The following is a 15,386-nucleotide window of genomic DNA, read 5'->3' on the forward strand; positions in this document are numbered from 1 at the left end:
GTTGATTCCTTTCTTGCCTCCTAGCCCGGTTCAATTCCCATCCACCCGCTTCGCTTTACGTGACCCTAATGGATTACTTGCAGCGGGTGGAAGCTTAGCCCCCGACTGGCTCCTCGCCGCTTATCGACGAGGCATATACCCTTGGTACAACGACCCAGGTGAGATCTTTTGGTGGTCGCCTGCACCGCGTATGGTTTTGCGCCCCGCCGATGTTCACATAGCCAAAAGCCTTAAAAAGTTTTTGAAGAAAACGCCCTTCACGATTCGTTTCGATAGCGCGTTTAAAGACGTTGTCGCACGCTGCGCCGATAGCCGCGACGACACTTGGATTTTACCCGAGATCCAAGCGGCCTATTGTCGTCTTCACGAGCTTGGGCATGCCCACTCCGTGGAGTGCTGGCAAGGCAAGGATTTGGTCGGTGGCCTCTACGGGGTAAACCTCGGCCAGCAGTTTTTTGGTGAGTCTATGTTCTCCAGCTGCACCAATGCATCCAAAGTGGCCCTTGTGGCGCTATCCCGCCATTGTGAGGCCTGGGGTATCACGGCTATTGATTGTCAAATGCACACCCAGCACTTGGAATCCATGGGCGCACAGCTCTATGACCGAAACGCCTTTGAGGCTATGCTTGATGGCTGTGATACGCCTTCAAACGCCAAATGGTTGTTTCAATCAGAGTGGATGAATGTCTAGTTCCATCAACATCAAGCTGTTTTCTACCCACCCTCACAAGTGCAGCTACCTTGAGGACCGGGAGGCAACCACTGTTTTTGTCGACCCAGAGGCGACAATGGACAGCGCTTTATACAGTCGACTTTCCGAGTTAGGCTTCCGGCGCTCTGGTCAGCATGTCTACCGGCCGCAATGCGCCGAGTGCAATGCCTGCACCCCAGTGCGCATTAAGGTAGAGGCGTTTACCTTAAACCGTCAACAAAAACGCACCCTGAAACGCAACCAAGATTTAACCCTCGAGCTTATTGAGCACATCGATACCGATGAGTGCTATGCACTCTACGAGCAATACATTCAGAAGCGGCATCGCGATGGCGACATGTACCCGCCAACCCGCTCGCAATACAAGGGCTTCTTGACCGCGCAATGGGGCGTTACTCAGTTTCTCGCGGCTCGACTTGACGGTAGGCTGGTCGGCGTCGCTATGTGCGATAGGCTGGCCAGCGGTTTATCGGCCGTTTACACCTTTTTTGACCCAACGCTGACTAAGCGCAGCTTAGGCGCTTGGTTTATCCTGCAACAAGTCGCCTGGTCTAATCGTCTTGGTCTCAACCACCTCTATTTGGGTTATTGGATCAAAGACTGTCAAAAAATGAACTACAAAACGCAATATCAGCCGCTCGAACACTTTAAAGGCGGCTTTTGGAGCAGATTATCGTCAAATTGAGCCAAGCTGTCCTTGGCGACCGAGTCGAATTAGTGCACAATTGCCGCCTTTCCGAGGTTGGCCTTATTTTCCGGCCGAAGTTGCATCAAAGAGGATATTGCCGGATGGCGCGCGAAGATCATATTGAAATGGACGGTGAAGTGGTTGATACCCTTCCCAACACAACGTTTAAAGTTAAGCTAGAAAATGGCCATGTGGTCATTGCTCACATTTCAGGCAAGATGCGGAAAAACTATATCCGCATTCTGACCGGCGACAAGGTGAAAGTTGAGCTAACGCCTTATGACCTTTCCAAAGGGCGCATCACATATCGCGCACGCTAAGGGCTTGTAATCCTTACGTGAATAAAAAAGGCAGCTTTGGCTGCCTTTTTTGTTGCCTGCCACTTATCACAGGCGATCAAATAAACTGAGTTGACTAATACGCACAAACGTTGATTGCGCCGCTTGCATGATTAGCTCCTGCTTCGACAACCTACTTGCCGCTTCAGCATAATCCAAATCCTGTAGTTCAGATAATACTTCCTTGCTAACGAGCTCAGTATCTAAATGCAGATCGCGAGTGGTCTCTATGGTATTAAACCGTGCACCTAACTGACTGGTTTTTTCCAAAATACGGGTTTGAGCATTCGCCAAATTACCGAGCGTGGCATCGACCACAGACTTTAATAAGGCTTTACTCTCTGCGCTGGCAGTAACGGACTTCATCGCATTGGACAGCCGAGCTAAGGTCAACAACACATCTTGGTTATCCGCGCTGTCGATAAACACCTGATCGCCGCCGATGGCGCGCTGTCCATTGGCGGACGTTGAGCCCACGACCGTATCTAGCCCCATCACTGCATTGATATTCGCAGTGCCACCCTCAACACTAAAATTTACCCCAGCAGGCATGGCGAAGCCTGAGCCTGTTACCGAAATGCCAAGACTGGCCAACTTGGCAGCATTACCATTACCGGCACTATTCAATACCGCAGCGAGATCGGTGGTATTGGTAACATTGGCGTCCAATACAAAAGTCTCCGACCTACCGCCAACATTCACCGTAAAGGATTCATTGGCGGGAGCCGTAAAATCGAATGGAAAGGTAACCGCGAAATCTGCGCCAAAGTTTCTTGTCGCCACAACAGGTGGCAAACCGGATGCCGGCTCGCCAATTACTGCAAAGGTGACGCCCTCCACTTCAATAGCACTACCGCTGACAAAAGCTTGGTTGGCAACCAATACCTCGCCTGTGGCTCGATCGGTAACCGTATAGTTCTTGGCCGAGGGTATGATGGCCGAGTCATGATTAAAAGTCACAACCATATCTTTAGGGTAAAAACTATTAAACTGGGCCTGATCGACAACTTGGCCGACACTCACAGCGATAGGCGGAACTGACTTGTTTGCGGCGCTCACACTCGTTCGGAATGTGGGGTTAACGGAATTCACGTCCATAAAGATGGCTTTACCGTTGTCGCTCACGGGAATTTTAACGCTTTCCGAAATCTTAACTAATTTTTGCCCGTCGTCGCCCCGATACTCGAATTGGCCTTCACCAAGACGTACAAAGGGCTGTGTATTGCCTTTGTACCCAGCAAAAATATAGTCGCCGTTGGCATTTCGGGAGTTAACGAGATTTAGCATTTCGTCTAACCGAGAGTCCACCTCAGCCGCCAAGGCTTTGTAGTCATCCGGTGTGAGGATTGCGGTGTTTCCGGCCTGAACACTCAACTCCTGAATGCGTTGAATCAACTCCAGCACACCATTCAGAGTGGTTTCTTCAAGCTGAAGATCATTTTCTGCAGAATTAATATTCTTAGTAAATTGTGAAATTCGACCAATACTCTCGTTAAGCTGCATGATTTTCGTTGCAGCGACGGGATCATCCGAGGGTTTCAACACTCTAAGACCAGTTGACAACTGCTCTTGTGTTTTAACCATGGCGACACTGGCATCACTAATACCGCGATTAGCGATATTGAACATTTCAGAAGTGGATACACGCATAGTTGTTTACCTAAAAGCTGCTAAGCAAGCGTTCAAATAAATCTCTTGCTACAGAGATTGCTTGAGCGTTGGCATTGTAGAGTTGTTCAAAGCGTATCAAATTTGCGGCTTCTTCTTCTAAATTTACGCCCGATATTGAATCTCTTAAGGTTTGGCTTTGGGATAAAATCTTTTCTGCCGCATCTCGATTTATTTTAGACGCCGATGTTTTGGTACCCACCTCCTCGACCACTTTTCCATAAGCGCTGGAGAACGTATTTTTTCCACCATCGACCACCCGCTCAAGCTCAAGATCCACCATTTTTAGTGCATTGCGGTTATCAGCAGAGGCGTCATTATTGAAATCTAGGGTAAACACATCGCCGGCGACTGGGTGGCCGTCAATAGAAGCCTGAATCCCCATATATTTTGATTGTTGAAAATTAGCGGCGCTGCTATTACCAAATAATTGACTGACAGTCGGCAGCGTTGTCATCGTATAACCTTCGGCCAGCGTCACATCCACTCGGCCGCCAATCACAACACCAGCCTGAACACCTGGGCCATTGGCAGTTAAACGCATTTGACTGTTAGTACCATCGCCGACGTCAATGGTATCCCCTGCAGCTGCAGTTAAACGAAAATCTATATCATCGCCTAAGCTCGAGGTGACACTAAGGCTAGTTCGACCTGTCGACGCGTCTACATACACAGATGCATAGATACCGACGGAACTCAATGTACTGTTGGCACCAATTCTATCGTTTACATAGTTAATGAACGCAGCCTGATCCGTTGCCGGATCGGGGATATCGTTAGCCAAGACGCTTGCACCAGTCGAAGGGTTGATAACATACTCGAGAAGGTTCTGACCATTTAGGGTTAACTGTAAAGGTTCTGTCCTAGTTAAGTTTACATTGTCGATTTTTGACGTTGTGTGAGCCGTGGCAGTGACACCAGCAATATTTGATAGACTGCTAGCCAGCAAGCGCGCACTGCCATTTTGTGTCGTTGTCAGTGATGTCGTAACTGGCAGGCCAGTACTTGGACTGACGCTATTAATACGAATAATTTCTGACGGATAGCGGTTGCCCACCACGCCTTGACCTGAAACACCACTCGCCCCACCCGCCGTCGTAAACGTCGCAGCTTCGATGTTAAAGCCTAATAACGTATTCGCCTGACCCGCCGGCGCAAAATCGGCGTTACCATCTGGATCGCCATTATAGTTTTGTAGTGACACATCCCCGTAACCTAGGCTCCTCATTCGAAACGCAAGCTCACCATTTTGATCGATGTAAGCAACAACATTAGAAGCCGCTAAATCATCATTTATATCGGCTAACAAAGATGCATCGTCAAGGATGGACGGATTATTGATGGTGACGACAAAGGTGCCATCATTTAACCCGTTAAGCGTATTGCTAACCACGACATCAAAAGAAAACTGATTAGCGGTGCCGGAAAAATCGAAAACTGCGTAGTTCGGCGCTACGGCGCCGGTTGGCTGTAAAGCCGCTTGTAAAAGTGGCGAGCTGCCTGCCGGCAACCCTATTACCCTACCGGTTGAGCTGACTAAGGTTGAACCGGCATCTTCAGAGAACAATGGGTTGGAAAGACCCGGTACAAAACGCTGATTACGAATGGGGGGATCAAGTTGAACTGGGTTACCAGGGTCAGTGTTATCTAAAATATCATAGCTTGTAGGTGTGGTGAACTTGACTATGAGGGGCGGAGAAAATTTACCTGCGTTCGAAAAGAGAGGCAATAAATTACCGTTCACATCGGTCGTAGATAGAACCGTCCCTGCGCTAATGGCACCATTACCCTGATTAGCCAAACTAGTATCAGTAAGTACCGGAGAGGCGAAGGCAATTTCTTCGGTGCGAGAAATTTGTGCATCGATTGAGCGTGCGCCCAGCCGCGTAGGCTGTAGTAAAAAGCGATCGCCGTTCGCAAACGAACCGCCCGCAAACTCGAGAGACAAACCGTCAAACTCAACCTCAAAGGGAAATGACGTTGCCATAATACCTTTTGCTGCAACGCTATCATCACTTAACTTTGTAATGGTGTAAGTGCCATTTGGGCCCATCTTCATTTCGTAATCTGACGCCGTTAATGACGAAACATCCACTATATTCAACATGAGCTGGCGGTCGTCTGGGGGCACATTACCTGAGCTGCCCTTCACCCTAGAGGAAGCGACCAGAGGGTCGTTGGCGTCACTGAAAAAGTTTGCCCCAAAGTCGCCGTTTAGATCGAGACCTTGGGTGTGAATCTCGTTGAAGGACTCGCCTAGGACAATAGCTAATCGACCAATTTCATTAACGGCTGGGTCGAGCACTTGATCGCGAAACTTCAGTAACCCACCGACGCTACCACCGTTAATTAACTCAGTAATGCGCTGAGGCCCTTTATTCGAATCAAACACTATGTCGGACTTAGACGCGTCCAATAAGCCGTCTTCTATACGTAACGTACGCGACGTTGCGCCCACCACCAAAGGCTGACCATTACCCACCAACACGTTGATTTGATGGTCGCCTTGATCAAACGTACTGACAGAAACGAATGACGCAAGTTGACGCAATGCCTCATCTCTCTGGTCGAGCAGATCGTTCGGCTGAGCACCCTGTCCGGCACCGAAGGCGAGCGAAATTTTTCCATTAAGCTCGGCAATAACCGATGTTAAGGAATTTATTTGCGCGATAGCCGTGTCAAGCTGTTGGTTTATACCGTTATTGAGCGAATTAAATCTATCGTAGAGAGTGTTAAAGCGAGTAGCTAAATTACTTGCCTCACTGACGATTAATTGACGAGACGGAATCGAGGTTGGGTCATTAGCGCCATTTTGAACGGCGGCAAAAAACGTTTGTAAACCAGCAGCAATACCCGTAGATGGATCTGATAGTAATGAGTCAACCTGCTGAATACTGTCGTTAAAAGTATCCAGCTCGCTATACAGTGTGGTATCAGAACGAAGTTGATCAATTGCAAATTGGCTCGCAATACGCTCAATGGAATCTAGGCTCACACCATTGCCAGCATAATTTCCGCCGAGCAAGGTCGCTGGGTTGGTAACCGCCAACGCTCGTTGACGAGAAAAACCGGCAGTATCTGCATTGGTGATATTGTGACTTGTGGTCTTCAGCGCAGATTGGCTAAATTTTAAACCACTGATACTGATTCCAAGTAAGTCGGCCATTGTATTTCATCGCCCCGCGTTATCGACAGTTACCGGCGGAAGACCGGCACCACATAAATAACTAGAGCAACTTTCGAGCCAACGCTTTCTGCAATATTGGATTGTCTGCGATGCGCGCTATTTTATCAGCGTAGTGAGGGTCAGTAGCATACCCTGCCGTTTGCAGCGCTGTGCCGTACTCTTTTGGCGAACGCTTGCCCAACACATCTTGGTAACGCGGCGAATCCGTTAAAAACGACATAAAGTCAGAGAATGCACTGGCGATCGAAGGATAGGCTCTAAATCTAGCGTGCTCTACTGTTGCCATGCCGTCATCAAATTCCTGTACTCGACGAGAAATCGTCTCCCCCTGCCAGCCGGATCCCGCTTTAATATTGAAAAAATTATGACTGCTATTGCCCTTCGCATCGGCGAGCGTATGCTGACCCCAACCGGTTTCTAGCGCAGCCTGCGCAATCACCGACTCGATCTTCACACCAAGCGTCGCGGAGGCCTGCGCCGCAACCTCGTAGATATCATCAACAAATGCGGTAATTTTCTGCGCTACATCTGTCGCTGTAGATTCAACAACGGTCGCCGTCGGTTTTACCCGAGGAGGCACTGCGGCCTGATACTGGCTGACTCCAGGAGTCATCGCTGTTGCATCCTTTTCATCGGCGTTTCCGCCCGACGGCAATTGATTGCCGTATTGTGCTTTCATTTGATTGAACAATGCGTCTGCCAATCCAAGACCAGAACCCTTAGTGAGCTCTAAAGACATTTGCTGATCCATCAAATCGCGGTGAAATTTCATTTCATTAGATTGATCGTAATTACCCTCGGAAAAAACATCCTGCGTCGCCCGCATGGTTTTCAATAGTTGCTGTACGAACAATGCCTCAAACTGTTTAGCAACTTCTCTAAGCGCCTGTTCATCTCCAGCACGGCCCAGCTTTTTGATACTATTTAAGCTATTCAGATCAGTGAAATTATCGCGAAGCTGTGTTGAGTTATTGACAAAGCTAGTCATGAGTCGCTCCGCTAGATTACGATAAGTTCTGCGCGCAACGCACCAGATTGCTTTAGCGCTTCGAGGATAGCCATTAAATCACCGGGCGCGGCGCCCACTTGATTTACCGCGCGCACGATATCATCCAAGCTGGTACCCGAATCAAATTTAAACATGGGGTTAATATCTTCCTCGATACCAACATTACTTTGAGGTACGACAACGGTTTGCCCTTCACCAAGCGCGTTGGGTTGGCTAACCTGCAGCGATTCCGATACGGTTACCGTTAAACTACCGTGGGTCACCGCCACTGGGGATACTCTGACATGCTGGCCAACCACAATAGTGCCGGTCCGAGAGTTAATTACCACCCGCGCGGGTTCCTCGCCTAAGACAACCTCAATGTTTTCCAATAAAGACAAAAAATTAACCCGCTGCGCAGGATCGATAGGTGCTTGCACAGCAATTGAAACAGCATCTTTTGGCGCCGCCACGTCCGGCCCCAAGAGCGTATTAATACTCTCGGCTACTTGTTTGGCAGTGGTGAAATCAGGCCTATGCAAGTTGAAAACAATCGCTCGGCCATTATCGAACTGGTTCGGCACCTCGCGCTCGACCATGGCGCCACTCGGAATTCGGCCAACACTCGGCACATTGACCGTTACTTTAGAGCCGTCGTTGCCCTCACCGCCAAAACCACCGACAACTAAATTGCCCTGTGCCACCGCATAGACTTGGCCATCAATTCCCTTTAACGGCGTCATAATCAAACTACCGCCACGCAAGCTTTTTGCGTTACCAATGGATGAAACCGTGATGTCTAGTGTTTGACCAGGCTTAGAAAAGGGTGGCATTTCCGCGTGGACAGTCACCGCGGCAATATTTTTCAATTGCAACTTAATACCCTGCGGTAAGGCGATACCAAACTGGTTCAACATGTTCATAAACGATTGCACAGTGAACGGCGTCTGATTGGTTTGATCCCCAGTGCCATTCAGACCAACCACCAAGCCGTAACCCACCAGTTGATTTCCCCTAACGCCTTCGACATTGGCAATATCCTTAACCCTTTCTGCCTGAGTGTTTGCGCACAATAGTAAGGAGCCCAAAATCACTAGCCCAGCGAAATAATTATTCATAGTGGCCACACCGGAGAATTAAAGAATTGAGCAAGCCAACCCATTTGGCCGGAATCCGCCAATGGCCCCTTGCCTGCATAACTGAGCCTAGCGTTCGCCAAACGGGTAGATTGAATGCTGTTATCAAGATTAATATCTTCGCGCCGAACCATACCGCTTACACGAATAAATTCTTCGCCTTGATTGAGCGTTATCCATTTTTCACCCCGAATAATAAGGTTCCCATTGGGTAACACATCGGTAACCGTTGCAGTGATATTACCTTGCAAGCTATTGCTTTGATCAGCGTCCGACTCGCCATTGAAATCTCTATCAAACTTGGTTTCAGTATCTAGGGTGTGCTCGCCAAGTCGTGGCGTTACCCCTAAGATTGAGCCCGTAAAGCTATTGTCAGATTCTTTTTTTACGCTGACGCCAGACTTTTTGCTACCCGTGGTTCGCTCATCTAACACGATGGTAATGATATCGCCGACACGTGTTGCCTTCCGATCATCGAAGAACGACATACTGTAATCGCCACGGTAAAGTGACCCATTAGTTGGCGCTGTCGGCATGGGCGCATTACTCATTACCGGGGCATAAAATGGATCATTGGGCGACGGTGGCGTTGCCACAACGCAACCTATTAAGCCCGTGGCAATAAAACAAATAATCAATAATCGATGCAACATCATGGCGTGACTCCAGCTGTTACAAATTCTGCGTGATAAACTGCAGCATTTGATCGGCGGTAGATACAACTTTGGAATTCATTTCGTAGGCGCGCTGGGTGGTTATCATGTTGACCATTTCTTCAACAATATCGACGTTTGAATTCTCCAACGTACCCTGTAAAACTTCCCCTAACCCGTCCTCACCCGGCGTGCCCGCCTGTGGATTACCGCTGGCAGCCGTTTCCAAAAACAAATTTCCACCAATGGCTTCTAGACCGGCTGGATTGATAAAATCCACTAATTGAATATCACCGACTTGCTGAGGATTTGGATCGCCGGGAACAAACACATTTACCACACCATCGGTACCAATGGTGATTCTGTTGGCATCGTTCGGAATGGTGATTGCCGGCTCGAGTAGTAAGCCATTGGCGTTCACTATCTGGCCATCGGAATTCAAGTGGAGCTGGCCGTTCCGCGTGTAGGAAATTGTTCCATCCGGCCTCAATACTTGCATAAAACCCCGCCCATTAATGGCGACATCAAGCGACTGATCCGTAACCTGTAAGCTACCGGTGGTGAATTCTTTTTGCGTGCCGACTACGCGTACACCGGTGCCCAACTGCAAGCCTGAGGGCAGCTGGGTGTCTTGTGTCGTTTGGCCACCTGGTTGGCGCTGAACTTGGTAAAGCAGATCCTCAAAAACCGCCCTGTCCCGCTTGTAACCGACGGTCGATGCGTTCGATAGGTTATTCGAAATCGTGGTTAGTTGTTTGTCATGAGCGCTAAGGCCCGTTTTACTGACGTAGAGTGCAGCTAACATAATGGCTAGTCTCCGCTTTCAATTGTGTATCGACTGAATTGCGCAGTCGATGTTGTTGTCCTACTGTAGAACGCGAAGCGCCACAGCAAGGCCTAATGTCGTTAACTTATCTGCAGCAAGCGTGCCGATGCTTCGGAGTTCGCTTGTGCGGTGCTCATCATTTTGACGTGCAGTTCATACTGTCTTGCCAGAGTGAGTACCGAGGTGAACTCTTCGATTGCACTCACATTGCTCGCCTCGAGAAAACCTGAGGTAACCGAAATATTGGCGTCCGGTACTAAGGCCGCGCCATCGCGCGTGCGCAAATAGCCGCTAGGGTCTTTTTCAATATTCTGACCATCTGGGTTGACCAACCGAAGGCGATCCAACTGCGCCGGCGTTTGCGGCCCTTCACCCGCGGCAACGATGGAAATACTACCGTCTAACCCAATGTCAATTTTTTCCTGAGGAGGAATCGTAATGGGGCCACCGTTGCCGAGCACGGCCATGCCTTCGGCGTTACGCAGCACACCCGTGGCGTCGATCTGAAAATTACCGGCGCGCGACATCATTTCTCGGCCGTCGGGTAGCTGAACCACAAAATAGCCGGCGCCATTGATCGCTACGTCCAATTCATTACCTGTTTCATTCATAGAGCCTTGGGTTAAATCGACCGCGGGGGTTTCGGTGAGCGCATATGCACGCGTCGGTAAACCGTCACCATAAAATACCGGCATCGCCCTAGCCTGTGAGAAATCGGCCTTGAAGCCTTGGGTGTTAGCGTTGGCCAAGTTATTTGAATGCGCCGTTTGGGCACGCATATTGTGCTTGGCAGCGGTCATCGCTAAATACAAAACCTTATCCATATTGCCTCCGAACAAGCGACAATTTTTTGCGCTTATTTGCTGTTACAGAGTGTTTTGCAATTTTGGTGCCAGAGCTGAGATGGGAAGAGCAAGTAAACGTAGAGAGTGCAATCAGCCCAATCTCGTGCAGACAACCAAGATTGGGCTAATAAGATTAGCGGAGGTTAATGATGGTTTGCGTCACGGCGTCCGCCGTTTCAATGGTCTTCGCACTGGCCTGAAAATTTCGCTGCGCGATAATCAAATTGACCAACTGCTCCGATAAATCCACATTCGAATCTTCAAGCGCACCCGAGTTAATGATACCCAGTGCCGCCGTACCAGGCGTTCCTATTTGCGGGATGCCCGATTCGAAGTTCTCTGCCCACATAGTGTCGCCGGCGGGCTGCAAGCCTTGTACGTTAGCGAAGTCAGCTATCGCGAGCTGACCTAAGACTTGGGCCTCACCATTGGTAAAGCGGGCAAATAAAACACCTTCGTCATCTAAATCTATACCGGATAGTCGCCCCGTGGTGTAGCCATTTTGATCCACATTGTTGACAGCAAAACTACTGCCGTATTGAGACGTGCCATCCATAGATACTTCCATATTGGAACTGGTTGGCGGCTCGACAACCGGTAATGCACCACCCTGTAAGCGGTTTTGTGGTCCGAGGGCACCGTTTGGATTACCGTTAGCATCTAAGGGAGTCCAGTTCGAAACCAAAATCGGATCGCTCGATGCTGGGTCTAGTGCGCCGTTAGAGTTAAAGCGCAAGTTAAACGACGCTCGAGTCGGCAAAACGTTGCCGGGTGGTGGCAAGGTGGTGTCTGGGTCCCCAACATCCACGCCGTCTATTTGCACATACATCAGCCAATGATTAGGCGACGTAGCAGGATCATTCGGATCGTAATTTTGACGGACGAAGTACTGGGTCATAACATGATTATTACCTAGGGAATCGTACACAGTAACGGACGTAGCGTGGTTGTAGGTGGATTGATCCGTGGGGTCAAATTGGTTGATGACAAAGGGCGTGAAGCTGGTGCTAGTAAACGGACTATAAAGTCCAATCGCTGGCGGATTAGGATTGTTAAGTGTGTAACCCTCATCAAGAATTAAATCAATTTCACCGCCGACCACCACACCATTGGTAGTCGCATTGGAATTGCCAACAGCGACGCCATTATTGCTTGGATCTGCCTCCAAGGTTTGAGAGGGAACAGCTGGATTACCCAGCACCTCAAGCGTATCGCCATCGGTCGTCGAGGTGATGGTAAAAGACAGATCATCGCCAATATTCGAGGTAATAACTAAATCCCCGGTTGCGGCATCTAACTGGGCACTAATGCCTGGCAAGGTCGAGTTTGAAAGACCGTTTATTTCAGCAGCTAAGGTCGTCAAATCATTCGATGTTAACTGCACATTGTTTAAGTTAATAATCATATTACCGGCGGCGTTTGAGTAGCCGGCATTGACTAAACGCGCCGTGGTAGTTGCCGTCGCTGTAACACCTGCCAAGGCGTTCATTTCGGATGCAATTTCAGACGCTGTGGCACCTGCAGCACTGGTGTATGTTACCGTCTGGTTCGGCCCGACAATATCGATACCTTGTTGTGGGTAGCCGTTATCGACCGCGGGGGTACCGGAGTTATCTTGTATCGTGCCGGCACCAATGGCGCCTGCTAGACCAAGTGTGCCAGCATTGGCGCTAGCGTTTGTTGCCGTAACTTGCGCCGCTTCGCCGCCCTGTAAGGCTTGAAATTCGAGATGAAAATTGCCGCCGCCATCATCGACAGCTACCGCTAAAACGTCAATGGGTGTTTGCGGTAAGGTGGGTGAAAAAATCTGCCCATTGATAACGCCTTCGAGCGTGCGAAGATCGTTAAAATTATTAATATTTGCCGGCACCCCGGACGCTGTATTTAGCGTAATTGAGACAGTGCCATTATTGCCGGACCCAGCACCGGCAAGCTGTAAATCAAACGTAATGGTATTGGCATTAAAATCAAACCCCGCACCTGGCAAGGCAAAATTGGTTGAATTCACTGTCGATGTTGTGGGTACTTGTAGGCCGACTTGGGTAACAGCAATGGCATTACCATCGGTTAATAACGTTGAGCCAGAGCGCTGCAGAACCGGTGCATTGGCATCCAAATTGAGCGCCGATTCAACTAAGGTTGTTTGTCGAGGGGCTTGGTTGCCAGTCTGAATTTGCATGTCACCAAGAATACCGCCAACAATTCCATTAATATCGGCGCCGAATCCCTGCAGGCGCGCATTGGAGTTATTGACAATATAGCCATCTTTATCGAGACCAAATGTCCCTGCACGGGTATACAGCCTATCGCCACCCTGATCCACAATAAAAAAACCAGCGCCACTAATGGCAAGATCCAGCTCATTTTCTGTGAAACTTATATTACCTTGGCTAAACTGCTGAGATACAGCCTGTAAGCGCACACCGCCGCCGATGGTGTTTACCCCCGCGCCCAAAATTGTTGTAGCGTAGACGTCACCAAACTCTGCTCGCGAGGATTTGAAACCGGTAGTGCTGGCGTTGGCAATATTATTGCCAGTGATTTTAAGGTCGGAGTTTGCTGCACGAATGCCGCTAAGTGCTGTGTTAAATGGCATTGTAATCTCCCACTAGAATACTAGTTAAATTGCTTTACTTCAGACATTGCGACAGGGCCAATGCCAGCCAAATTCAAGGTCAATTGACCACCTGCACCAATTGTCACGCTGTTTACATTTGCACTTAGGGCCGTGTCTAGCTGTGTAGGTTCGCCGTCAACACTTGCCATCACTTCAAAGCGGTAAGCACCTGGCGGCACCCCTTCGGGTTGACTGCTTTGCCAATCGAGCATTTCGCCATTCGCCTCCAAAAACATGCCATCCCAACGGAAAACCACTTCACCTGCGGACTGATAGCCAAGCGGAATAGATTCCACAAGTGCACCGCTTTGACCGTAGATGTTGATTTTCATATCACTGGTGGCAGCGGGAAGGTCTGCACTTCCACTGACAACATTGCCTGCTTGCAAGGTTGCTGAATTTGTTGGCACAGTCACACTTCTACCCACCAAGGCCGATGCTTGCAGCGCTTGATTTGACATCATGGCCGACGAGAAATTAGAAAAGTTAGAGTTCAATTTTTCCATCTCCTCCAACTCACTGAACTGCGCCAACTCCGCGATAAACGCAGTATCATCTTGCGGATTCAGCGGATCCTGATTTTGCATCTTAACCATCAACAGCTCTAGGAACTGAGCTTGACCGAGCTCATTACTTTTCGGCTTAGCGGTATTCTTAGTTCCAATATTGAGGTGATCTAAAACACTGCCAACATCACTGATACTGCTCATAGCGCTGCCCTCACCTACTGACCAATCGTTAGTACACGTTGCATCATCTGCTTCGCTGAATTCATAACTTCAACGTTCGTTTGGAAGCTTCGCGATGCAGAAATCATATTCGCCATTTCTTCAACCACATTAACGTTTGGGTAAAACACGTAACCCTCTTCGTTTGCCAATGGATGGCTGGGCTCGTAGCGCTGCTGCAAGGGTGCATTACTCTCCACAATGCCTAGCACTTGCACACCGCCATCCATGTTTTCGGGCGAACCTAAAAGCAAATTGCCGTTTGCCTGATTAAAAGCCGTCGTAAAAACAGGATGCCGAGCACGGTAGGTTTGATCAATACTTGAGCTGGCAGACTCGGCATTGGCCATATTACTGGCGGTTGTATTTAACCTGAGGCTTTGAGCGTTTAGGCCTGAACCAGCGATCGAAAATATTGAATCTAAAGACACGATTACTCTCCCCGAATTGCCGTCATTAGGCCTTTAAATTTACCGTTTAACAGCGTGAAGCTGGCTTGAAAACCCAGCGCATTCTTCATATATGCGCTGTGCTCGATCTGCTCTTCTACCGTGTTACCGTCAACCGAGGGCTGCAGCGGTGTGCGATAGAGAATGTCATCTAAGCTCATGACTGCTTGCCCATCAATATGGCGTGCTTGAGTATTGTCCAACGTAAAGGTTGCACGATGTTGGCCACCTAACTCGCGCGATAACGCCGCTTTGAAATCAATATCTCGGGCCTTAAAATTGGGTGTATCGGCATTGGCCAAGTTGTTAGCAAGTAGCTCCGCACGGCCAGCCTTGAGAGCAAGGGTGGTCTCAAAGAAACCCGTCGCTTGTTGAAAACTAATTGCCATAACGTCCTCTGCTCTGCCATTGCTGCTTAATAGCGGTAGATAGGGTCAATAGCCCGTACCACCTATCGCTTCATTTTGTTTAAACAAATGCAACACCTGTGCCAACGCATCTGGGAAATCGTAAACACCTGATTAGAAAGGAAAAAGCGGTGAAAAACAGGA

The 15,386-nt window shown here is 49.1% G+C and carries 14 protein-coding genes; 3 read left to right on the forward strand and 11 right to left on the reverse strand.

Annotation, left to right across the window (positions count from 1 at the left end):
• Position 1: 1 nt before the first annotated feature.
• The 3 genes from aat (at position 2) to infA (ending at position 1,720) form a co-directional block, all read left to right on the forward strand.
• Positions 2 to 691, forward strand: a complete 690-nt coding sequence (gene aat / locus ACGHTT_RS09855; RefSeq protein WP_390590314.1) for a leucyl/phenylalanyl-tRNA--protein transferase — start codon at positions 2 to 4, stop codon at positions 689 to 691.
• Positions 684 to 1,397, forward strand: coding sequence for an arginyltransferase (locus tag ACGHTT_RS09860; RefSeq protein ID WP_390590315.1), 714 nt, complete (start codon positions 684 to 686; stop codon positions 1,395 to 1,397). The genes aat and ACGHTT_RS09860 overlap by 8 nt, the downstream gene beginning before the upstream one ends.
• 104 nt (positions 1,398 to 1,501) lie before the next feature.
• Positions 1,502 to 1,720: a translation initiation factor IF-1 gene (gene infA, locus ACGHTT_RS09865; RefSeq protein WP_290263652.1), complete on the forward strand. Its 219-nt coding sequence runs from the start codon at positions 1,502 to 1,504 to the stop codon at positions 1,718 to 1,720.
• A 66-nt stretch (positions 1,721 to 1,786) separates the two neighbouring features.
• On the opposite strand, the gene flgL is transcribed toward infA, so the two are convergent.
• From flgL to flgB, 11 genes are all read right to left on the reverse strand, one after another.
• The gene (gene flgL / locus ACGHTT_RS09870) at positions 1,787 to 3,388 is read right to left on the reverse strand and encodes a flagellar hook-associated protein FlgL (RefSeq protein WP_390590316.1); all 1,602 of its coding nucleotides are present in this window, start codon (positions 3,386 to 3,388) and stop codon (positions 1,787 to 1,789) included.
• A 10-nt stretch (positions 3,389 to 3,398) separates the two neighbouring features.
• Entirely contained in the window at positions 3,399 to 6,572 is a 3,174-nt protein-coding gene (flgK, locus tag ACGHTT_RS09875) for a flagellar hook-associated protein FlgK (protein WP_390590317.1), read from the reverse strand.
• A 61-nt stretch (positions 6,573 to 6,633) separates the two neighbouring features.
• The gene (gene flgJ / locus ACGHTT_RS09880) at positions 6,634 to 7,581 is read right to left on the reverse strand and encodes a flagellar assembly peptidoglycan hydrolase FlgJ (RefSeq protein WP_390590318.1); all 948 of its coding nucleotides are present in this window, start codon (positions 7,579 to 7,581) and stop codon (positions 6,634 to 6,636) included.
• Positions 7,582 to 7,592: 11 nt separating this feature from the next.
• The gene (locus ACGHTT_RS09885) at positions 7,593 to 8,699 is read right to left on the reverse strand and encodes a flagellar basal body P-ring protein FlgI (RefSeq protein WP_390590319.1); all 1,107 of its coding nucleotides are present in this window, start codon (positions 8,697 to 8,699) and stop codon (positions 7,593 to 7,595) included.
• Positions 8,696 to 9,373: a flagellar basal body L-ring protein FlgH gene (gene flgH / locus ACGHTT_RS09890; RefSeq protein WP_390590320.1), complete on the reverse strand. Its 678-nt coding sequence runs from the start codon at positions 9,371 to 9,373 to the stop codon at positions 8,696 to 8,698. The genes ACGHTT_RS09885 and flgH overlap by 4 nt, the downstream gene beginning before the upstream one ends.
• A gap of 16 nt (positions 9,374 to 9,389) precedes the next feature.
• A complete protein-coding gene (flgG, locus tag ACGHTT_RS09895; protein ID WP_390590321.1) occupies positions 9,390 to 10,175 on the reverse strand; it encodes a flagellar basal-body rod protein FlgG in 786 nt (261 codons plus the stop codon).
• Between the two features lie 101 nt (positions 10,176 to 10,276).
• Entirely contained in the window at positions 10,277 to 11,020 is a 744-nt protein-coding gene (locus tag ACGHTT_RS09900) for a flagellar basal body rod protein FlgF (protein WP_390590322.1), read from the reverse strand.
• A 154-nt stretch (positions 11,021 to 11,174) separates the two neighbouring features.
• Positions 11,175 to 13,637, reverse strand: coding sequence for a flagellar hook-basal body complex protein (locus ACGHTT_RS09905; RefSeq protein WP_390590323.1), 2,463 nt, complete (start codon positions 13,635 to 13,637; stop codon positions 11,175 to 11,177).
• 20 nt (positions 13,638 to 13,657) lie between these two features.
• Positions 13,658 to 14,368 carry a flagellar hook assembly protein FlgD gene (locus tag ACGHTT_RS09910; RefSeq protein WP_390590324.1) on the reverse strand — a complete coding sequence of 237 codons (711 nt, stop codon included), beginning with the start codon at positions 14,366 to 14,368 and terminating at the stop codon, positions 13,658 to 13,660.
• A 14-nt stretch (positions 14,369 to 14,382) separates the two neighbouring features.
• The gene (flgC, locus tag ACGHTT_RS09915; RefSeq protein WP_390590325.1) at positions 14,383 to 14,817 is read right to left on the reverse strand and encodes a flagellar basal body rod protein FlgC; all 435 of its coding nucleotides are present in this window, start codon (positions 14,815 to 14,817) and stop codon (positions 14,383 to 14,385) included.
• A 2-nt stretch (positions 14,818 to 14,819) separates the two neighbouring features.
• A complete protein-coding gene (gene flgB / locus ACGHTT_RS09920; RefSeq protein WP_390590326.1) occupies positions 14,820 to 15,224 on the reverse strand; it encodes a flagellar basal body rod protein FlgB in 405 nt (134 codons plus the stop codon).
• Between the last annotated feature and the right edge of the window lie 162 nt (positions 15,225 to 15,386).

Origin of the sequence: Simiduia litorea, assembly GCF_042853465.1 — a bacterium.
Taxonomy (GTDB): domain Bacteria; phylum Pseudomonadota; class Gammaproteobacteria; order Pseudomonadales; family Cellvibrionaceae; genus Simiduia; species Simiduia litorea.